Here is a 19,010-nt window from a genome sequence, read left to right as displayed (position 1 = left end):
CCGTCGCTAGGCTGAGCGCATGACCGGCTCCCACGACCCCGCCGTCGCCGCTGCAGAAGCCGAGCTCGCACGCCTGCGTGCCGAGGCGGAGGCCGCCGAAGCACAGCTGAGAGCCGCGCAGGCGAAGGCCGCGCTCGCCGCCGCGGAGGCGGCTGCGGCGGCCGCGGCATCCGTCGCCCCTCCGCCCGCCTCCACGCACGCGCCTGTCCTCGCGCCCGGCGCAGGTGCCGCGACGGCACCGGCTGAGCCTGTGGCGACACGCGCAGAGCCCGCGCAGGCCGGGCCCGCGCCGGCCGAGCCCGCCGCGACACCTGCCGAGCCCGCGACACCTGCCGAGCCCGCGACACCCGCCGAGCCCGTGGCACAGTCCGAGCCCGCGGCGGCGGTCGCCGGGCAGGGACCCCTCGACGCGGACGAGGTCGCGAGAGTCGTCGCGGGCTACACGTTCCAGGACGCGACGCTCGACCTCGGCGCGCTCGTGAACACCGACCCCGTGCCGCGAGCGCAGATCCGCATCCCGCTCGCGATGATGAACCGGCACGGACTCGTCGCCGGCGCGACGGGCACGGGCAAGACGCGCACGCTCCAGGGCCTCGCGGAGCAGCTCGCGGCGAACGGTGTGCCGGTGTTCGCCGCCGACATCAAGGGCGACCTCTCCGGCGTCGCGACCCCGGGAGAGGCCAACGAGAAGCTCCTCGAGCGCACCCGCGCGATCGGGCAGGAGTGGAGGGCCGAGGCATCCGTCACGGAGTACTTCGCGCTCGGCGGAATCGGCAAGGGCGTTCCCGTGCGCGCGACGGTGAGCGGGTTCGGACCCCTGCTGCTGAGCAAGGTCCTGGGGCTCAACGAGACGCAGGAGTCGAGCCTCGGCCTCGTCTTCCACTACGCCGACGCGAACGGGCTCGCCCTCGTCGACCTGTCCGACCTGCGTGCCGTGCTGAGCTGGCTCACGAGCGATGAGGGCAAGGCCGAGCTCAAGGACCTCGGGGGCCTCTCCGCCGCCACCGCTGGAGTCATCCTGCGCGAGCTCATCACGTTCGCCGACGACGGCGCCGACGTGTTCTTCGGCGAGCCCGAGTTCGACGTGCGCGACTTCCTCCGCGTCGCCGCAGACGGCCGCGGGGTCATCTCCCTGCTCGAGGTGCCCGGGGTCGTCGACAAGCCGGCGCTGTTCTCCACGTTCCTCATGTATCTGCTCGCGGAGCTGTTCGAGATCCTCCCCGAGGTGGGGGATGCCGACAAGCCCAAGCTCGTCTTCTTCTTCGACGAGGCGCACCTGCTGTTCGCGGACGCGTCGAAGGACTTCCTCGCCGCCATCACGCAGACCGTACGGCTCATCCGGTCGAAGGGCGTCGGCGTCTTCTTCGTGACGCAGACGCCGAAGGACGTGCCCTCCTCCGTGCTCGCGCAGCTCGGATCGCGCGTGCAGCACGCCCTGCGCGCCTTCACGCCCGACGATGCGAAGGCCCTGCGCGCGACCGTCGGCACCTATCCGACCAGCGGCTACGACCTCGAACGCGTCCTGCAGGAGCTCGGCACGGGCGAGGCGATCGTCACCGTCATGAGCGAGAAGGGCGCGCCGACGCCTGTCGCGTGGACCCGCCTGCGCGCGCCGCAGGGCCTCATGTCGCCGACCCCCGATCCCGACATCGAGCGCGCCGTGCACGCGTCGCCCCTGCTCGCGAAGTACGGCACGGCGATCGACCGCGAGTCGGCGCGCGAGATCCTCACGGCCAAGATGAACGCGGCGGAGGAGGCGGCGGCCGCCGAGGAGGCCGCGCTCGCGAAGGCGAAGGCGGATGCCGAGCACGCGAAGCAGCAGGCCGCGATCGAGAAGGCCCAGGCGGCGGCCGACAAGAAGGCGCAGCAGGAGTACGAGCGTCTCCTGCGCAAGACCGGCGGCACGAGCCGCACCTCCAGTCGCGCGCCGAAATCGGGTCTCGAGCAGGTGCTCAACTCGAAGACGACGCAGACGCTGCTGAACGGAGTGATCAGGGGCATCTTCGGAACCGGCCGGCGCTGACGGCCGGTGCTGACGGCCCGCCACGCCGCGCACGGGACGTGAACGCCTGCAGAGGCCTAGCATCGGATCATGGCCACGAAGGCACCGACGACCGACATCGACGAGTCGAAGGTCCGCGCCACGAGGACCAAGGGCGTCTCGGTCGGCGTGCCCGCCGTGCTGCACGCCCTCGAGATCGCGAACGAGCAGATGGGCGTGCGGCGCAGCGTCGCCGCTCTTCTGCGGGTCAACCAGAAGGACGGCTTCGACTGCCCCGGATGCGCCTGGCCCGAGACCGACAAGCGCCACATCGCGGAGTTCTGCGAGAACGGCGCGAAGGCCGTCGCGGAGGAGGCGACGCTGCGTCGCGTCGGTCCGGAGTTCTTCGCGGAGCACTCGATCGACGAGCTGCGCGGACATGACGACTGGTGGCTCGGCCAGCAGGGGCGGCTGACGCATCCCATGCTTCTCGACGAGGGCGAGACGCACTACCGCCCGATCGCCTGGGACGACGCCCTGCGGCTCGTCGCGGACGAGCTGCGGGCGCTCGACGATCCGAACGAAGCCGTCTTCTACACGTCGGGCCGCACCTCGAACGAGGCGGCCTTCCTGTACCAGCTGCTCGTGCGAGGCCTCGGGACGAACAACCTCCCCGACTGCTCCAACATGTGCCACGAGTCGTCGGGGTCGGCCCTCACCGAGACGATCGGCATCGGCAAGGGCACCGTGTCGATCGAGGACGTCCACAGCGCCGACCTGCTCATCGTCGCAGGACAGAACCCCGGAACGAACCATCCGCGCATGCTGAGCGCGCTCGAGAAGGCCAAGGAGCGCGGCGCGACGATCGTCGCCGTCAACCCGCTGCCCGAGGCGGGGCTCATGCGGTTCGAGAACCCGCAGACGGTGCGGGGCGTGCTGCTGGGCGGGACGAAGCTCGCCGACCAGTTCGTGCAGATCCGGCTCGGCGGCGACCAGGCGCTGTTCCAGGCCATCGGGAAGCACCTCATCGAGGCCGAGGAGTGCGAGGGCGGCATCCTCGACCACGCGTTCATCGAGGAGCACACGAGCGGCTTCGCCGCGTATCGCGACGCGATGGCCGCCGTGCCGTGGCCGGAGCTCGTCGCCGCGACCGGCATCCCGCAGAAGACGCTCCGTCGTGTCGCTGAGCGCGTCCGCACGTCGAGCGCCACGATCGTCTGCTGGGCCATGGGGCTCACGCAGCACAAGCACTCCGTCGCGACGCTGCGTGAGATCGTCAACGTGCTCCTGCTCCAGGGCAACATCGGGCGCCCCGGTGCGGGCCTGTGCCCGGTCCGAGGACACTCGAACGTGCAGGGCGACCGCACGGTCGGCATCTACGAGAAGCCGTCGGCGGCGTTCCTCGACGCGCTCGACGCCGAGTTCGCGTTCTCCGCCCCTCGCCCGCACGGGTTCGACACGGTCGGCGCGATCCGCGCGATGCGCGACGGCGCCGTGCGGTTCTTCATGGGGATGGGCGGCAACTTCGTGTCGGCCACCCCCGACACGGCGGTCGTGGAGGCCGTGATGGCCGACGTCGGTCTCACGGTGCACGTGTCGACGAAGCTCAACCGCTCGCACGTCGTGACGGGTCGGCGCGCGCTCATCCTGCCGACGCTCGGCCGGACCGATCGCGACAGACGCGCGGGCGCCGACGGCACCGTCCGCGAGCAGCGCGTCAGCGTCGAGGACTCGATGGGCGCCGTGCACTCGTCGCGCGGCCGGCTCGCTCCTCCCGCCGACGACCTGCTGAGCGAGGTCGCGATCGTCGCGCGGCTGTGCGGCATGCTCTTCGGCGACGGGGCCGCGCCGGATGATTCGCCGCGCCATGCGGGCGACCCCGAACGCGGCCTGCCCGAGCGCACACCCTCAGAAACAGCCGACGGCCCAGATCCCGCGGCCGCGCGGCATCCGCTCGACATCCCGCACCTGGACGGGGCAGCAGCCGACGCCCCAGATCCCGCTGCCCCGCGGCATCCGCTCAATGTCCCGCACGCGGACTGGGCGGCGCTCGAAGCCGACTACTCGCTCATCCGCGCGCACATCGAGAACGTCGTCCCAGGCTTCGACGACTACGAGACGCGCATCGACAAGGGCGGCACCCTGTTCCTCCCGAACGGGCCGCGCGACCAGCGGCGCTTCGCGACGCCTGACGGCAGGGCACGGTTCACGGTGAACGCACTCGAGTATCCGCGCATCCCTCGGGGGCGCCTGCTGCTGCAGACCCTGCGGTCGCACGATCAGTACAACACCACGATCTACGGCAAGGACGACAGGTACCGCGGCATCCACGGCGGGCGTCGAGTCGTGCTCGTGAACGCGAAGGACATCCAGGCGCTGGGCTTCGCGGACGGCGAGATCGTCGACCTCGTGTCCGAGTGGACGGGCGCCGACGGAGTCACGCAGGAGCGCCGCGCGCAGGAGTTCCGCATCGTCGCCTACTCGACGCCTCGGGGCAACGCGGCCGCGTACTACCCCGAGACGAACGTGCTCGTGCCGCTCGACTCGGTCGCGGACGTGAGCGGCACGCCCACCTCGAAGTCCGTCGTCGTGCGCCTCGAGCGGCGGGGCTGACCTCGCCGCGCAGGCGGCGACCGCCGCGCGTGTCTAGGCTGACGACATGCCGTTGCGCGCCGTCGTCATCACCGTCTCCGATCGCTCGGCGGCGGGTGGTCGCGAGGACGCGGCAGGCCCGCTCGCCGTCGCCGCCCTGCGCGATGCGGGATTCGACTGCCCCGACGCCGTGGTCGTCCCCGACGGAGCGGACAGCGTCGCCTCGGCGCTGCGCGGCGCCGTCGCCGACGGAGCGCGGCTCGTCGTGACGACGGGCGGGACGGGGCTCGGCCCCCGCGACCGCACCCCCGAAGGGACGACCGCCGTCATCGAGCGGAGCATCCCCGGCATCCCCGAGGAGCTGCGGCGGCGGGGAACGGCAGAGACACCCGGCGGCATGCTGTCCCGCGGGATCGCGGGCGTCGCGGGCGGGACGCTCGTCGTCAACCTGCCGGGATCGCCGAAGGCCGTGGCATCCGGCATGCCCGTCATCGTGTCGGTCGCACGCCACGTCATCGACCAGCTCGAGGGGGGCGATCACTGATGTCGGTGCGCATCGCCGCGATCAGCGCGCAGCCCCTCGACCTCGACGCGCACGTCGCGGCGGTCGACGACGTCGCGATGGGCGCGGAGGTGACGTTCGTGGGGCGCGTGCGGGATCACGATCCGGATGCCGCCACCGCCGTGGTCGCGCTCGAGTACACGGCCCATCCGGATGCCGAGAAGGTCCTGCGCCTGCTCGCCGAGGATGCCGTCGGCGAGACGGGCGCCGTCGTCGCCGTCTCGCACCGCATCGGCCGGCTCGCGGTCGGCGACGCGGCCGTCGTGATCGCCGTCGCGGCGGCGCACCGCGCAGAGGCCTTCGAGGTCTGCCGCGCCGTCATCGAGGCGATCAAGGCCGACCTGCCCGTGTGGAAGCGCCAGGTCGAGGCCGACGGCACGATCGCCTGGAAGGGTCTCGGCGGCTGAGGCGCGTCAGCCTCCCGCGAAGGGCGGCAGGACGTCGACGAGCTCGTCCGTCGACAGCGGGGTCTCGTCGGAGACGCGGGCTCCGCCCACGAGCACGGCGCAGCGGGGCAGGATGCCGCCGAGCCCGGGGAACTCCGCCGCAAGAGCGGATCTGAGCGCACCGAGCGTCGGCTCTGACCGGGTGAGGACGTCGGCGCCCACCGCCTCCTCGGCTGCGGCGAAGAATCGGACGCGGGCCATCAGGCCCTCCACTCCGATGCGAGCTTCGAGATGAGCACCGCGGCGTCGCGGGCATGGTCGGGGATGCTCCCGCCCGCTCGCCCCGCGACGAGTCCCGCGACGAACGCGCTCACGGGAGCCGCCGGGCGAGCGACGCCGTTCGCGGCATCCTTCGCGAGATCGAGGATGAGCGGGATCGGGATGTCGTTCGGACCGAGCCCGAAACGCTCGCGCAGCGCCTGGGCCCACACGTCGAGAGCCTCGGGGGGAAGGTGCTCGGTCATGCGTCCTCCTCGGTGCGCGCGACGGGATGCCGAGCCTCGGTGCGGGCTCGTACGAGATCCTCCCACGTGTCGACGTCGGCGGTGAGCCCCTCGGGGGCGGGGACGACCGCGATCGCGAGGTCGTCCAGCAGCGCCTGGACCGAGGCGCCTCGCCCGCGATCGGGGAGGGCAGCGGCTCCGCGCCGCAGCGCGACCGTGCGATACAGGCCCGTGAGCCACTGCGGCCTGCTCGACGGGTCCGCGAGGCAGATGCCGTCGGTGTCGGCGGGCAGGAGCAGGATGTCGGAGCTCAGTCGCGCGACGGCGGCGTCGACGTGCGGGAGGTCGCACGCGAGCAGGAACGTCCACGGGGGGTCGTCGCCGCGCGCCGCCCACGCGTCGAGGACGGCGATCGTCGCGGCGGCGGGCCCGCCGAAGGGAGGGTCTTCGCGCACCCACTCGACCTCGAGCGCGGGATCGAGGACCTCGGCCGCGACCGTGACCGGCCGGGCTCCCGCCTCTGCGACGGCGGCGACGGCACGCGCGAGCAGAGAGCGCCCGTCGATCTCCAGGAGGGGCTTGGTCGCGCCGCCCATCCGCGTGGCTCGTCCCCCCGCGAGCAGGATCGCGCCGACCGTGTCGAGCTCGCCCGGACCGCTGCCCGTCGCGTCGCCCCGGCCGGCGGTCATGCTCCGTGCGTCACGGCTCGTGCCGTCACGACTCGCCGAGCTGCGGGGTCCCGTATGCACGACGCGCGGCGCGGACGCGTCGGGTCGGAAGGGGAGGCGTCACGGCGGGCGGGTCGACGGCGCCCGCGCCGTTCGTTCCCGTCCCCCCGTTCCCCGCCTCGCCGACAGGGCCGGCGCCGACAGGAGGACGCTCCTGGAGCGACGGGCCGGGAGCCGACGGTTCGGGACGCGACGGTTCGGGATGCCACGGGTCCGAGTGTGAGGCATTCGAGCGCAGGGGCCCCGGTCGTGCGGCGCCGCGGCGTCCGGACTCGCGCCGGGAGCCGTCGGGGTGCAAAGGGATCGGCGGGGCGGGGGGCGCGATGTCGGGAGGGATGGGCGCGGCCGTGTACGTCGTCGGCGGGGTCACGGGCGCCGTGGCGCCGACGGGCAGACCCGGCCCCGGCGGCACGGGGGGAGCGGGTGTGGGCGGGACGGCGAAGGGGGCGTGGACCGGCGGGAGCGGCGTCACGGACGCGCGCATGTCCGAGCCGGGCGCCGGTGTGCCGGGGGCCGCCGACGACGGCGGCTCGGGCGATGCCGTCGACCTGGGCTCGGGTCCGGACCAGGGGGATCCGGGCGCCGGTGTGCCGGGGGCCGCCGACGACGGCGGCGGCTCGGGCGATGCCGTCGACCGGGGCTCGGGTCCAGGCCGGGGCTCCCCGGATCCGTGTGCCGTGCCGCGCGCGCTGCCGTGCGGCGAGCCCGACGCATGCGGAAGCGATCCGGCCGTCTCGCCCGGCCGCGTCCACGACCCCGAGCGGCCGCCCTCCTTGGCCGTGATGCGCACGTTCTCGATCGATGTCGACTTGTCGAGGCCCTTCACCATGTCGACGATCGCGAGGGCGGCGACCGACACCGCCGTGAGCGCCTCCATCTCGACACCCGTCCGGTCGGCCGTGCGCACGGTCGCCTCGATCTCGACGCCCTCGTCGGCGACCTCGAGATCGACGACGACGCCGTGCACGCCGATGACATGCGCGAGCGGCAGCAGCTCGGGCGTGCGCTTGGCGGCCTGGATGCCGGCGATGCGCGCGACCGCGAGGACATCGCCCTTCGGGACGGCGCCGTCGCGCAGCGCCGCGACCACCTCGCGAGCGCACCGGACGAACCCGCGCGCCGTCGCGGCACGGACGGTCGGCTCCTTCGCCGTGACGTCGACCATGCGCGCGTTCCCGGAGTCGTCGAGATGCGTGAAGCTCATGAGATCAGCATGACATCGACGAACGTGCCCTCCGTCACGACGTCGACCTCTGCAGGGACGATCGCGTAGGCGTCCGCGCGCGCGAGCCCCCCTGCGAGGTGGGATGCCGAGCCCCCCGCCGTCGCGGGAGAGACGGTCCAGCGAGAGGGATCGGCCGTGTCGATTGCGGCGGGGAGGTATTGGCGGCGCCCTGGAGGTGTGCGCCATCGGGCGGCTGCGGGAAGCCGGAGCAGCGGCCGCTGGAGGTGCGTCCGCCCCTGGAGCGCGAGCAGTGCCGGCCGGACGAAGACCTCGAACGACACGGCGGCGCTGACGGGATTGCCGGGGAGGCCGAAGAGGAGGACGCCGTCCGCCGTGACGCCGAAGCCCTGCGGCTTGCCCGGCTGCATCGCGACCTTCGCGAACTCCATCGTGCCGGCGAGCTCGTTCTTGACGACCTCGTACGCGCCCGCACTGACTCCGCCCGAGAAGACGACGACATCGACCAGCTCGGGCGAACCCGCTGCCGCGACCCGCGCCATGACCCGCGCGAGCCCGCCGCCGTCGTCGGCGACGGACGCGCGCAGCACGACGTCGGCACCGGCGTCGGCAGCCAGTCCCGCCAGGAGCTCGCTATTCGACTCGGGGATCTGCCCTCGCTGCAGCGTTCGGCCCGGAGCGACGAGCTCCGAGCCTGTCGAGACCACGGCGATGCGAGGTCGCGCCGCGACGACGACATCGGGAACGCCCGCGGCCGCGGCGGCCGCGAGCTGGAGCGGCCCGAGCCGGATGCCCGCGGCGACCACGACATCGCCGACGGCGGCATCGCCGCCGCGTCGACGCACGTGCGCGCCCACGGCGGCGGGTGCCGACGTGACGGCGATCTCGCCGAGCGAGTCCGCGAGCCCGCCGGCCGTGTCCTCGAACGGAACGATCGCATCCGCCGCCGTCGGCACCGCCGAGCCCGTCATGATGCGTGCCGCGTCGCCGTGACCCAGCGGTGGATCGAGCGGGCTGCCTGCGGGGAGGTCGGCGACGACGCGCAGCCGGACGGGCGCGTCGGGCGCGGCATCCTTCACGTCCTCGAAGCGCACGGCGAAGCCGTCCATCGCCGAGTTGTCGAAGACCGGGATGTCGACGCGGGCGCGCACGGGCTCGCGGAGCGTTCTGCCTCCCGCCGCGGAGAGCGGCAGGGACTGCGCGGCGAGCAGCCGCACGCGAGAGAGCACGAGACCGAGCTGCTCCTCGACCGGTCGGAGCGACGTCATGCGGTCGCCTTCGACGCGGTCCACGCCTCCATGCCGCCCGCGAGGATCGATGCCTCGACCCCCGCGGCGCGCAGCGCCTCGGCGGCGTACCGCGACCGGACCGCGGTCTGGCACACGATCACGACGGGGCCTTCGACGGCGCCGGGGTTCGCGAGGAGCTCTCCGAGCGGGACATGCCGCGCGCCGGGGATCATGCCGGTCGCGACCTCGTGGGCCTCGCGGACGTCGATCACGAGCGTGTCGGCGAGGGCGCTCGGCCCGACCGCCGTGATGGGATGGCGTCCTGCGGGAGCCGGCGCCGCCGCGGCCGTGCGTGCGGGGGCAGCGGAGGCCGCGGCATCCGTCGCCCGCAAGGGCACCTCGGTCTGCCGGGCGCGCAGCGCGTCGATCACGAGGACGCGCCCGAGCAGCGGCTCGCCGATCCCCGCGACGAGCTTGATCGCCTCGAGCGCGAGGAGCGATCCGACCTGGAGGCACAGGGCTCCGAGCACTCCCACGTCGGCGCACGACGGCACGGCGCCGACGCTGCCCGGGGGGTAGAGGTCGGCGAGGACGACGGGCGCGGCCCCCGCGGGAGGACGGCTCCAGAAGACGGTGACCTGCGCATCGAACTCCTGCACTGTGCCCCACACGAGCGGGATGCCGAGCTCCTCCGCCGCGGCCGCGACCGCCTCGCGGGTCTCGAACAGGTCCGACCCGTCGATGACGAGGTCGGCTCCCGCGAGCAGGCCCGCCGCGTTCGCGGCCGTGAGCCTCTCTCTCACGGGGACGACGACGGTGTCGGAGAGGGCGGCGGCAGCGCGGACGGCGCTGTCGGCCTTGGACGTGCCGGCATCCTGTCTGCGGTGCAGCACCTGGCGCTGGAGGTTCGACAGCTCCACGACGTCGTCGTCGACGACGGTGAGGGTTCCGACGCCGGCCGCGGCGAGCGCGAGCACGACGGGCGAGCCGAGCCCCCCCGCGCCGATCACGGCGACGTGCGCGGCGGCGATCCGGCGCTGACCGAGGTCGCCGAGACCCGCGAGGATCACGTGCCGGGCGGTGCGTGCGCGCTCGGCGTCGGAGAGCGCTGCGACGGGCTCGACGAGCGGAGGGAACGGCATGCGTTCAGCGTACGCGCGCACGCTCGCCGCGGGTCCGGGCCCCGGTGCGCATCGCGCGGCACGCGATCGAGCATCTCCGCGGGTGCGGACGATTGCTCGTGGAGCATCCGCACATGCGGGTGCTACGGTCGCTCCATGCAGAGGTATCGCATCGCCGACGCCGCCCGACTGCTCGGAGTCTCGGACGACACCGTGCGCCGCTGGGTCGACCAGGGCCTGCTTCCCGCGATCGGGACGCCTGCGGAGATCCCCGGCGACGCGCTCGCAGCGCGGGCCGTCGAGCTCGCGGCGGCGCCGGCCGAGCCCGGCGACGTGCTCTCGAGCGCCCGCAATCGCTTCACGGGGATCGTCACGCGCGTGCAGGTCGACGGGATCATGGCCCAGGTCGACCTGCAGGCCGGTCCGCACCGCGTCGTGTCGCTCATGTCGGCCGAGGCCGTCCGCGAGCTCGGCCTCGAGGTCGGCTCGCTCGCCACAGCCGTCGTGAAAGCCACGACCGTCATCGTCGAGACCCCGAAGGACTGACATGCGCACGATCCGCATCCTCGCCACCACCGCGGTCGCGGCGTCCCTCCTTCTCAGCGGCTGCGCGTCGCAGGCGGACTCCTCACCCACCGCCACACCGCTGCCGGGCGAGACCGAGGAGCTCGGCGGAACCCTGACGGTGTTCGCCGCGGCATCCCTCAAGGCGGCGTTCGACACGATCGCGGAGGAGTTCGAGCAGGCGAACCCCGGTGTCGATATCCTGCCCATCGTGTACGACGGCTCGAGCACACTCGCCACGCAGCTCATCGAGGGCGCTCCGGTCGACGTGTTCGCCTCGGCCGACGAGGCCAACATGAAGAAGGTGACGGATGCCGGTCTCGCGACGGGTGCGGAGCTGTTCGCGACGAACACGCTCGTCGTCGTCGTTCCGACCGGCAATCCCGGCGAGGTCGAGGATCTCTCCGACCTCGGCGACGACAGCGTGACGGTCGTGCTGTGCGCACCCGAGGTGCCGTGCGGCGCGGCATCGCGCACGCTCCTCGACGACGCCGGCGTCGTCGTGACGCCCGCGAGCCTCGAGCAGAACGTCACGGCCGTCCTCACGAAGGTCGCAGCCGACGAAGCCGACGCGGGACTCGTGTACGCGACGGACGTGCGCTCGCGCGACGACGTCGAGTCGTTCGTGCCCGAAGGCGCTGCCGACGTCGTCAACCGGTATCCGCTCGTGGCGCTCGCAGACAGTGCGAACCCGGATGCCGCAGCCGCCTTCGTCGCCTTCGTGCGCGGCCCCGAGGGCCAGGCGATCCTCCAGGACCTGGGATTCGGAGCCCCGTGACGCCGGCGCGAGCGGGGTTCGTGCCGCAGGTCCTGCTGATCCCCGCGATCGTCGGCCTCGCGCTTCTCGTCCTCCCGCTCGCAGCCCTCGTCGCGCGCGTCGACTGGCCGACGCTGTGGGCCGATGTGAGCTCTCCGGAAGCGCTCTCCGCGCTCCTGCTCTCGCTCGGGACGGGCGCCGTCGCGACGACGGCGTGCGTTCTCGTCGGGGTTCCGCTCGCGCTCGTGATCGCGCGCAGCGGCCCGCGCCTGGCGGCTGTCCTGCGCGCCGTCGTGACGGTGCCGCTCGTCCTCCCGCCCATGGTGGGGGGCGTCGCGCTGCTGTTCCTGTTCGGCCGCACGAGCTGGCTCGGCGGCGTGCTGGGCGAATGGGGCCTGCGGATCCCGTTCACCACCACCGCGGTCGTCCTCGCGCAGACGTTCGTCGCGCTGCCGTTCCTCGTGCTCGCGCTCGAGGGGTCGCTGCGCACGACAGGCACGGGCTACGAGCAGGCGGCCGCGGCGCTCGGCGCCGGACGCTGGACGATCCTCGGACGCGTCACGCTGCCCCTCGCATCGCCCGGGCTGGTCGCGGGCATCGTGCTGTGCTTCGCGCGCGCGATCGGGGAGTTCGGCGCGACGGCCCTGTTCGCGGGCAACAGCCCCGGCGTGACGCAGACGATGCCGCTCGCGATCTACACGGCCTTCAACGGCGCGGGGGTGTCGCAGGGAACGGCCGTCGCGCTCGCGCTGCTCCTTCTCGTGACGGCGATCGCGGTGCTGCTCCTCGTGCGCGCCTGGCGCCCGGGGTCGCCGCGATGACCCGGATGCCTCTCTCGACGGCCGGGCCGCGATGAGCGGCGAGACGCTCGACGCCCACGTCGTCGTGCGGCGCGGCGTGTTCCGGCTGGACGCGGCGATCGCGGCGGACGCCGGCGAGGTCGTCGCCCTCATGGGCCCCAGCGGCGCGGGCAAGTCGACGCTGCTCGCGGCGCTCGCGGGTCTCGTGCGGCTTGCAGAAGGCGAGATCCGCGTCGGCGACCGCATCGTCGACTCGGGTGCCAGGCGCCGCATGCACGTGCAGCCCTCTGCCCGCCGGGTCGTTCTCCTCAGCCAGGACGCACGCCTGTTCCCGCATCTCACGGCGCACGAGAACATCGCGTTCGGGCCGCGCGCTCAGGGCATCGTGGCGTCGGTCGCCGACGCCGAGGCGGACGAGTGGCTGTGGCGCGTGGGTCTCGACGGCATGGGCCGGCGGCGTCCCGCCGAGCTGTCGGGCGGACAGCAGCAGCGGGTCGCGATCGCCCGCGCGCTCGCGACGACGCCCGCCGTCCTGCTCCTCGACGAGCCGCTCACATCGCTCGACCCCGAGACGGGCGACGCCGTGCGCGCCGTCCTGCAGGAGCAGCTCGCCTCGACGCGCACGACCGCGATCGTCGCGACGCACGACGCCGTCGACGCCGTCGCGCTGGCACACCGCATGGTCGTGCTCGAAGAGGGCGTCGTGACGCAGGAAGGAGCGGTCCGCGACATCCTCTCCTCTCCCGCGACGGGATTCGCGGCGGCGGTCGCAGGGCTCAACCGGGTGACGGGCCGCGTCGCCGACGGGCGCTGGGAGCGCGGCGGGCTGTCATTGGGACTCGGCGGGCAGGACGACGAGCTGCGCGAGGGAGCGGAGGCCGCCGCCGTGTTCCGTCCCGGCGCCGTGCGGCTCGAGCGCGTCGACGCGACGACATGGACGGGTACGCTCCGCCTCACGGCCGGCCGCGAGGCCGCGGGGGAGTGGGTCGCGCGCGTCGTGCGCCTCGAGCAGACGCCCGCGGGCGTGCGCGTGCACACCGATCCGCCCGTCGTCGCGGTGGATCTCGCCCCGGATGCCGCGCTCGGCCTCGCGCCCGGCGTGCCCGTCCAGCTGCGACTCGCCGAGACCAACGTCCGGTTCCTCCCCGTCGTCCGGCCGGCGTCCGCCGACGCCCCCGCACCCGAGTCGTAGACTCGGCGGATGCCGCGGATCCGCCCCTTCGCACACGGCGACGAGCCCGCGCTCGCCGACATCTGCCTCCGCACCGCCGACAGCGGCACGGATGCCACCGGCGTGCTCGACGACGACGCCCTCTGGGCGGAGGTCTTCGTGCTGCCGTACGTGGCGCGGCATCCCGATCTCGCCTTCGTCGTCGAGTCCGACGACGGCCGCGTCGTGGGCTACGTCGTGTGCGCACCCGACACGCGTGCGTTCGAGGACTGGTTCCACGACGAGTGGTGGCCGCGGTTCGCGGGGAGGTGGCCGCTGCCCGCAGAGGTGCGCACGCGCCAGGACGGCATCCTGACCTACGCCTACGGGCGCAGGGCGGGTGCCGAGCCGTACGGCGACGCGTACCCCGCGCACCTGCACATCGACCTCCTGCCCGAGGCCCAGCGACAGGGGTGGGGGCGCCGGCTCGTCGAGACGCTCGTCGCGGCGCTCCGTGCACGCGGTGCGACGGGCCTCCATCTGGCCGCGTCGATCGACAACGGCGGTGCCATCGCGTTCTACCCCCGGCTCGGGTTCGAGCCGCTTCCGTCGCACGAGGGCGTGCAGGCCTTCGGACTCTCGCTCGAGCCCTAGCCAGAGCCAGAACCAGAGCCAGAGCGAGAACCAGAACCAGAACCAGAGCCAGGCCGGAACCGGAGCCACTCCGGCCGACTCAGATGCAGAGCGGGTCGCCGAGGTCGATGCGATCGCCGTCGACCGTGACGCTGCCTTCCGCGCACAGCAGGGTGTCGGGAGTCGGCCGCACGACGAGAGTCGTGTACGCACCCTGCACGTCGTGCTCCGTCGCCTCCTGGCGATCGGGGCCGTCAGGCGCGGGCTCGGGGTAGATCGCGATCGTCACCGTGTTGCCGGCGTAGAGGCCGTCATAGCGCGTGACGCGGCCCCAGCCCGCCTGGCACGCGTCCGACCACACGATCTCGAGCAGCGAGTCGTCGGCGCGCGTGTCTGCCGTCGCGACCCGGGCGTCGTCGACGCACGGGGTCTGCGCGGGGTCTTCGCCCGACGCGACCGTGATCGCCGGTTCCGCCCGATGTGCGGCGGGTGCGCCGGGGACGAGCATCGGCACGAGCACGAGCGTGACGACGGCGCTCGCGGCGACCCCCGCTGCGAAGGCTCCGCCCACGAGCCATGCGACCGCGCGGCGTGAGACCCCGGCCCGTCGCTGCTCGGCAGGGTGCGCGGCAGGGTGCGCGGCGGGCTGCTCGCCGGCGGGAGCGGAGCTCGAGGCCCGTGCCCTCGCCAGGGCGTCGCGGCGATCGATCCAGTCGTGCGGGTCGGACCCGCACGCGCGTGCGATCGAGTCGATCGTGCGCGCGGAAGGCAGCTGCTTGCCGGCGAAGGCCTCCGAGAGCACGGTGCGCGAGATGCCGGTGTCGCTCTGCAGCTTCGACAGCGTCGGGCTGTCGGCTTCGAGGCGGAGCTTTCGCAGGTCGGCTGCGAGCCGCTCGACCGTGTCATGCGCGGGCCCGTCCTCAGCGAGCACCGACGCGGAAACGTCGTTGGACATTCATCTCCCCAGATAAGCCTTTCGGTGCCCGAAAGGTCTCCCATATATACCATCGGCCGTCGCCGGAACCGGCATCCGCAGGCGGGTCTCGACGACTCGGGATCCCGGTGACGGGGCGCCGTCGGAGATTCCGGACTTTCCGGATCGGACGGTTCCGGTCGGATCCCCGCGATCGCCTGAGGGATGCTGTCCCCTGTGCTTCGTGGCCCACGTCGGGCGTGGTCCACGCAACGACTCGCCGCGGCGCACCTGTCGCCGAGCAGCGAGCGGCACATGTGCGCTGTGGGGGCCGCACATGGGCGTGCGAAGGAGGAGGGGTGGCTCCGAACCGTCTGGGGAGACGCGGCGCCGCCCCTCCTGTCCCTCAGACGACCAGACGACCGGCGTCGAGCCTCACGACGCGGTCCACGAGTCCCGCAGGCACCGCGACGTGCGAGATCAGCACGACGGCCTGATCCTCGCGGACCGCCGACAGCAGATCCGTGAGGAGGGCATCGGACGCCTCGGGATCGACCCCCGCCGTCGGCTCGTCGAGCACGAGCACGGGGAAGCCTCGCAGGAGGGCGCGGGCGAGCGCGATGCGCTGGGCCTGCCCGCCCGAGACGAGGCCGCCGCGCTCGCCGACGCGCGCGCCGAGGCCGCCGCGCTCGCTCAGCCACTCCCCGAGGCCGACACGGGCGAGCACGTCCTCGAGCTCGGCATCCGTCGCCGTGTCGCGGGCGAACAGCAGGTTCTGGCGGATGTCCTCGTCGAAGAGCATGGGCCGCTGCTCGCACAGCCCGACGGTGCGTCGCACGTCGTCGCCCGCGAGCCCGCGCACCGAGACGCCGCCGATCTCGTACGTGCCTTCGATGTCGAGGAAGCGCACGAGGACATGCGCGAGCGTCGTCTTGCCCGAGCCGGACGACCCGACGACCAGGATGCGCTCACCGGGGCGGACGTCGAGGTCCAGGCCGTCCAGCGAGGGCTCCGCCGCCCCGGGCCAGCACGCCGTGACGCCTCGCAGCACGACCCCCCGCCCGAGCGGCGGGGCGTCGCCCGTGGCCGGCACCGTCTCGGCCACGAGCCCGTCAGGAAGCGCCGACGGGAGCGCGTCCGCGATGCGCGCCGCGGAAGCGTGCACCCGGCGCCACGCCGAGGCGGCGAGCGCGACCGCGGCGAAGACCTCGAACGTCGCCATCGGCACGAGGACCGCGACGGCCAGAGCAGGTCCGGAGAGGGCTCCGGATGCCGCCGCCGGCGCCGACACGACGACGGCCGCGATCGACGCGGCGCCTGCGAGGAGCGACACGAGGGCCGCGGTCCCGGCCTCCGCGCCCGCCCTCCGCACGAGCGCACGGCGCAGCGCTGCATCCGCTGTCGCGATGCGCTCGCGGCTGCCGGCCTCCGCCCCGTTCGCGATCAGGACGTCGAGGCTCCCGAGGTGGTCGAGCACGGCATCCGCGAGCCGTCCGCGCAGGGGCGCGATCGCCCGCTCGGCCCTCGCGCCGGCAGCCCACCCCCACCCGACGGCGAGGACGGCCGCAGCGCCGAGGCACGCGAGGAGCGTCAGCGCTGCGGGGCCGTGCACGACGGCGACCAGGACGACCGCGCCCAGCGCGACGGCCGCGGACGCGACGAGCGGCTGCACGACCCGCAGCGGAAGGCTCTGGAGGTCGTCGACGTCGTCGACGAGGGCGCCGAGCACCGACCCCCGGCCCGTGCGGGCCAGCCCGTCGGGAGCCAGCGGGATGAGTCGGCGGACGAGCGTCGACCGCGTCGAGGCGAGCTGGCGAAGCGCGGCGTCGTGGGACGCGAGGCGATCCGTGTACCGGAAGACGGCCCGCGTGAGAGCGAACAGGCGCACGCCCACGACGGCGGCCGTGATGAAGATGATCGACGGGCGCTCACTCGCCCGCACGATGAGCCACGCGCTGACGGCGAGCAGAGCGACGGCGGACCCTTCCGACAGGAGAGCGGATGCTGCCCCGGGCCAGAATCGCCTGAGGGGCGGCATGGCTCCGCGCAGCACGCGGGCGGGCGTCGCCGCGTCGGACGAGCGCGAGTCCTCGACCGGCCGCTCGGCTGTCGCTTCCCGCGCGCGCTCCGTGCGCGTCGAGACGGCGTAGCGCCTGCGGGCGCGGAGGGTCACGCGATCGCCTCGATCGACTCGAGCCGCACGACGGAGTCGGCGATCGTCCGCGCGGTCGTGCGGTGCGACACGAGCAGGACCACCGCGCCGTCGCCGGCCAGAGTGCGCACGGACACCCAGAGCGCAGCCTCGGTCGCGGCGTCGAGCGCAGCGCTCGGCTCGTCGAGGGCGATCACGCCCGCGTGTCCGGCGAGCCGGCGGTAGAAGGCGCGGGCGACGGCGACGCGCTGCGCCTGCCCGCCCGACAGGCCGGCACCCTGCACGCCGAGGCCCCGTGCGGGGTCGAGGAGTCGTGCGCCTGCGAGATCGAGCGCGCGTCGCACGCGATCGGAGTCGGGGGCAGGGTCGCCCAGCGCGACGTTCGACGCGACGGTGCCGGCGACCAGACCCGCCTGCTGCCCCGCCCAGGCGAGCCACTGCGACGGTGCAAGAGCTCGCACATCGCGCCCCTCGTAGGTCGCGGCGCCGTCGAACAGCGCCGCACCTCGCAGAGCCGCGAGGATGCTGGACTTCCCCGAGCCGCTCGGCCCCTCGACGAGGGTCACGGTGCCCGGCAGAGCGACGAGGTCGACGGGCGGCAGCATCCCGTCCCCGCGCCGTACGCGCATGCCCCGAACGCTGAGCCCGCTCGCCGGCCGCCGAGCCTCCAGGACGCGCCGCGCCGGAGGCTCGGCGAGCGGGGTGTCTCGGCCATCCAGCGGCCGGATCCGCGCCTCGTCGCGCGCGGCATCCAGCACCTCGAAGACGTCGTCGGTCGCGGCGACGCCCTCCGCCGCCGCGTGGAACTGCACGCCGACCTGACGCAGCGGCAGGTACGCCTCTGGCGCGAGGAGCAGGACGAAGAGGCCGACGCCGAGCGCGAGCGAGCCGTCGAGGAGGCGGAAGCCGATCGACACGGCGACGATCGCGACCGAGATCGACGCCAGGAACTCGAGTGCGAAGCCCGACAGGAACGAGACGCGCAGCACCCGCATCGTCTCGATCCGGTAGGTCTCGGTCACCTTCTCGATGGATGCCGCTGCCCGGTGCTGCCGTCCGAACACCGTGAGCGTCGAGAGACCCTGCACCGTGTCGGCGAACCGGGAGGCCAGCCGCTGGAGCGTCTGCCACTGCCGCTCCTGCACCGCCCGCGTCGCGAGCCCGATGAGCACCATGAAGATCGGGATGAGGGGCAGCGTCAGCAGCACCGTGAGCCCCGAGATCCAGTCCTGCCACCACATCACGAGCAGGACGACCGGGGTCGCGATGACGGTCTGCACGAGCTGGGGGAGGTAGCGGCCGAAGTAGGCGTCCAGCGCGTCCAGGCCGCGGCCCGCCGTCACGGCGAGCTGCGCCGTGTTCCTCGTCTCGAGCCAGGCCGGTCCGAGCACCCCGACGGCTTCGACGAGGTGTGCGCGCAGCTGCTCCTCGACGTGCGCGGCGGCGCGGGCGGCGACGGTCTCGCGCAGCCACACGAGCAGCGCTCGCAGCCCCACGATCCCCGCGAGCCCGCCGAGCGTCTCGGTCAGCTCGGACCACGGCATCCCGTCGATCGCGCCGACGACGGCACGTGTCAGCAGCCACGCGAACGCGACGATCGTGACGGTCTGCGCCGCCCCGATGACGCCGATCGCGACGAAGAAGCCGCGCGACGCGCGGGCGTAGCGCAGGAGCCTGGGGTCGACGGGCGGGGTCCGACGGCGGGCCGGTGGGGCGCTGTCCTCGTCGGAAGGCATGCTTCGATCCTGCCCTACGG

At 73.7% G+C, this 19,010-nt stretch carries 17 protein-coding genes and 1 pseudogene; 9 read left to right on the top strand and 9 right to left on the bottom strand.

The window, feature by feature from the left end:
• Window positions 1–19: 19 nt before the first annotated feature.
• The 4 genes from FHS08_RS02515 (at window position 20) to FHS08_RS02500 (ending at window position 5,542) form a co-directional block, all read left to right on the top strand.
• A complete protein-coding gene (locus FHS08_RS02515; RefSeq protein WP_167035174.1) occupies window positions 20–2,023 on the top strand; it encodes a helicase HerA-like domain-containing protein in 2,004 nt (667 codons plus the stop codon).
• 69 nt (window positions 2,024–2,092) lie between these two features.
• Window positions 2,093–4,594: an FdhF/YdeP family oxidoreductase gene (locus FHS08_RS02510; protein WP_167035172.1), complete on the top strand. Its 2,502-nt coding sequence runs from the start codon at window positions 2,093–2,095 to the stop codon at window positions 4,592–4,594.
• A 46-nt stretch (window positions 4,595–4,640) separates the two neighbouring features.
• Window positions 4,641–5,117 carry a MogA/MoaB family molybdenum cofactor biosynthesis protein gene (locus tag FHS08_RS02505; RefSeq protein ID WP_167035171.1) on the top strand — a complete coding sequence of 159 codons (477 nt, stop codon included), beginning with the start codon at window positions 4,641–4,643 and terminating at the stop codon, window positions 5,115–5,117.
• Entirely contained in the window at window positions 5,114–5,542 is a 429-nt protein-coding gene (locus FHS08_RS02500; RefSeq protein WP_167039529.1) for a molybdenum cofactor biosynthesis protein MoaE, read from the top strand. The genes FHS08_RS02505 and FHS08_RS02500 overlap by 4 nt, the downstream gene beginning before the upstream one ends.
• Before the next feature lie 6 nt (window positions 5,543–5,548).
• On the opposite strand, the gene FHS08_RS02495 is transcribed toward FHS08_RS02500, so the two are convergent.
• From FHS08_RS02495 to FHS08_RS02470, 6 genes and pseudogenes are all read right to left on the bottom strand, one after another.
• Window positions 5,549–5,782, bottom strand: a complete 234-nt coding sequence (locus FHS08_RS02495) for a MoaD/ThiS family protein (protein WP_167035169.1) — start codon at window positions 5,780–5,782, stop codon at window positions 5,549–5,551.
• On the bottom strand, window positions 5,782–6,045 hold the full coding sequence (locus tag FHS08_RS02490; RefSeq protein WP_167035168.1) for a DUF6457 domain-containing protein: 264 nt from the start codon (window positions 6,043–6,045) through the stop codon (window positions 5,782–5,784). The genes FHS08_RS02495 and FHS08_RS02490 overlap by 1 nt, the downstream gene beginning before the upstream one ends.
• Window positions 6,042–6,713, bottom strand: a complete 672-nt coding sequence (gene mobA, locus FHS08_RS02485) for a molybdenum cofactor guanylyltransferase (protein WP_167035166.1) — start codon at window positions 6,711–6,713, stop codon at window positions 6,042–6,044. The genes FHS08_RS02490 and mobA overlap by 4 nt, the downstream gene beginning before the upstream one ends.
• A gap of 778 nt (window positions 6,714–7,491) precedes the next feature.
• Window positions 7,492–7,956 (bottom strand): annotated as a pseudogene (gene moaC, locus FHS08_RS02480) (cyclic pyranopterin monophosphate synthase MoaC); the annotation flags it as partial.
• Window positions 7,953–9,203 carry a molybdopterin molybdotransferase MoeA gene (locus tag FHS08_RS02475; protein WP_167035165.1) on the bottom strand — a complete coding sequence of 417 codons (1,251 nt, stop codon included), beginning with the start codon at window positions 9,201–9,203 and terminating at the stop codon, window positions 7,953–7,955. The pseudogene moaC and the gene FHS08_RS02475, both read right to left, overlap by 4 nt.
• Window positions 9,200–10,306 (bottom strand): ThiF family adenylyltransferase, encoded by a 1,107-nt coding sequence (locus FHS08_RS02470; RefSeq protein WP_167035163.1) that lies wholly within the window; start codon window positions 10,304–10,306, stop codon window positions 9,200–9,202. Before FHS08_RS02470 ends, FHS08_RS02475 begins: the two co-directional genes overlap by 4 nt.
• Before the next feature lie 135 nt (window positions 10,307–10,441).
• Here FHS08_RS02470 and FHS08_RS02465 point away from each other — a divergent pair, with 135 nt between their 5' ends.
• From FHS08_RS02465 to FHS08_RS02445, 5 genes are read left to right on the top strand one after another with little or no spacing between them, the layout of a single operon-like run.
• Window positions 10,442–10,831 (top strand): TOBE domain-containing protein, encoded by a 390-nt coding sequence (locus tag FHS08_RS02465; protein ID WP_167035161.1) that lies wholly within the window; start codon window positions 10,442–10,444, stop codon window positions 10,829–10,831.
• Between the two features lies 1 nt (window position 10,832).
• A complete protein-coding gene (gene modA, locus FHS08_RS02460) occupies window positions 10,833–11,627 on the top strand; it encodes a molybdate ABC transporter substrate-binding protein (RefSeq protein ID WP_167035159.1) in 795 nt (264 codons plus the stop codon).
• On the top strand, window positions 11,624–12,427 hold the full coding sequence (locus FHS08_RS02455; RefSeq protein ID WP_167035158.1) for an ABC transporter permease: 804 nt from the start codon (window positions 11,624–11,626) through the stop codon (window positions 12,425–12,427). Before modA ends, FHS08_RS02455 begins: the two co-directional genes overlap by 4 nt.
• 31 nt (window positions 12,428–12,458) lie before the next feature.
• Window positions 12,459–13,598 (top strand): ABC transporter ATP-binding protein, encoded by a 1,140-nt coding sequence (locus FHS08_RS02450; protein ID WP_167035156.1) that lies wholly within the window; start codon window positions 12,459–12,461, stop codon window positions 13,596–13,598.
• Window positions 13,599–13,607: 9 nt separating this feature from the next.
• Window positions 13,608–14,210 carry a GNAT family N-acetyltransferase gene (locus FHS08_RS02445; protein ID WP_167035154.1) on the top strand — a complete coding sequence of 201 codons (603 nt, stop codon included), beginning with the start codon at window positions 13,608–13,610 and terminating at the stop codon, window positions 14,208–14,210.
• Window positions 14,211–14,289: 79 nt separating this feature from the next.
• Here FHS08_RS02445 and FHS08_RS02440 read toward each other — a convergent pair whose 3' ends face one another.
• From FHS08_RS02440 to cydD, 3 genes are all read right to left on the bottom strand, one after another.
• Window positions 14,290–15,144: a DUF2690 domain-containing protein gene (locus tag FHS08_RS02440; protein WP_167035152.1), complete on the bottom strand. Its 855-nt coding sequence runs from the start codon at window positions 15,142–15,144 to the stop codon at window positions 14,290–14,292.
• Between the two features lie 364 nt (window positions 15,145–15,508).
• Window positions 15,509–17,140, bottom strand: a complete 1,632-nt coding sequence (cydC, locus tag FHS08_RS02435; protein ID WP_167039527.1) for a thiol reductant ABC exporter subunit CydC — start codon at window positions 17,138–17,140, stop codon at window positions 15,509–15,511.
• A gap of 131 nt (window positions 17,141–17,271) precedes the next feature.
• Complete coding sequence (gene cydD, locus FHS08_RS02430) at window positions 17,272–18,990, bottom strand: thiol reductant ABC exporter subunit CydD (RefSeq protein ID WP_167035150.1); 1,719 nt, start codon at window positions 18,988–18,990, stop codon at window positions 17,272–17,274.
• Window positions 18,991–19,010: the final 20 nt, after the last annotated feature.

This window comes from Microbacterium ulmi (assembly GCF_011759705.1).
Taxonomy (GTDB): domain Bacteria; phylum Actinomycetota; class Actinomycetes; order Actinomycetales; family Microbacteriaceae; genus Microbacterium; species Microbacterium ulmi.
The sequence above is the reverse complement of the archived record's forward strand: the minus strand, read 5'-3'. Positions and strand labels throughout refer to the sequence as shown.

What these genes read in the sequence shown, in the direction of transcription:
- mobA (WP_167035166.1), bottom strand. Translation starts at nt 6,713, where the DNA reads ATGACCGCCGGCCGGGGCGACGCGACGGGCAGCGGTCCGGGCGAGCTC.
- FHS08_RS02445 (WP_167035154.1), top strand. Translation starts at nt 13,608, where the DNA reads ATGCCGCGGATCCGCCCCTTCGCACACGGCGACGAGCCCGCGCTCGCC.
- FHS08_RS02475 (WP_167035165.1), bottom strand. Translation starts at nt 9,203, where the DNA reads ATGACGTCGCTCCGACCGGTCGAGGAGCAGCTCGGTCTCGTGCTCTCT.
- cydD (WP_167035150.1), bottom strand. Translation starts at nt 18,990, where the DNA reads ATGCCTTCCGACGAGGACAGCGCCCCACCGGCCCGCCGTCGGACCCCG.
- cydC (WP_167039527.1), bottom strand. Translation starts at nt 17,140, where the DNA reads ATGCCGCCCCTCAGGCGATTCTGGCCCGGGGCAGCATCCGCTCTCCTG.
- FHS08_RS02465 (WP_167035161.1), top strand. Translation starts at nt 10,442, where the DNA reads ATGCAGAGGTATCGCATCGCCGACGCCGCCCGACTGCTCGGAGTCTCG.
- FHS08_RS02490 (WP_167035168.1), bottom strand. Translation starts at nt 6,045, where the DNA reads ATGACCGAGCACCTTCCCCCCGAGGCTCTCGACGTGTGGGCCCAGGCG.
- FHS08_RS02440 (WP_167035152.1), bottom strand. Translation starts at nt 15,144, where the DNA reads ATGTCCAACGACGTTTCCGCGTCGGTGCTCGCTGAGGACGGGCCCGCG.
- FHS08_RS02515 (WP_167035174.1), top strand. Translation starts at nt 20, where the DNA reads ATGACCGGCTCCCACGACCCCGCCGTCGCCGCTGCAGAAGCCGAGCTC.
- FHS08_RS02450 (WP_167035156.1), top strand. Translation starts at nt 12,459, where the DNA reads ATGAGCGGCGAGACGCTCGACGCCCACGTCGTCGTGCGGCGCGGCGTG.
- FHS08_RS02505 (WP_167035171.1), top strand. Translation starts at nt 4,641, where the DNA reads ATGCCGTTGCGCGCCGTCGTCATCACCGTCTCCGATCGCTCGGCGGCG.
- FHS08_RS02495 (WP_167035169.1), bottom strand. Translation starts at nt 5,782, where the DNA reads ATGGCCCGCGTCCGATTCTTCGCCGCAGCCGAGGAGGCGGTGGGCGCC.
- modA (WP_167035159.1), top strand. Translation starts at nt 10,833, where the DNA reads ATGCGCACGATCCGCATCCTCGCCACCACCGCGGTCGCGGCGTCCCTC.
- FHS08_RS02510 (WP_167035172.1), top strand. Translation starts at nt 2,093, where the DNA reads ATGGCCACGAAGGCACCGACGACCGACATCGACGAGTCGAAGGTCCGC.
- FHS08_RS02470 (WP_167035163.1), bottom strand. Translation starts at nt 10,306, where the DNA reads ATGCCGTTCCCTCCGCTCGTCGAGCCCGTCGCAGCGCTCTCCGACGCC.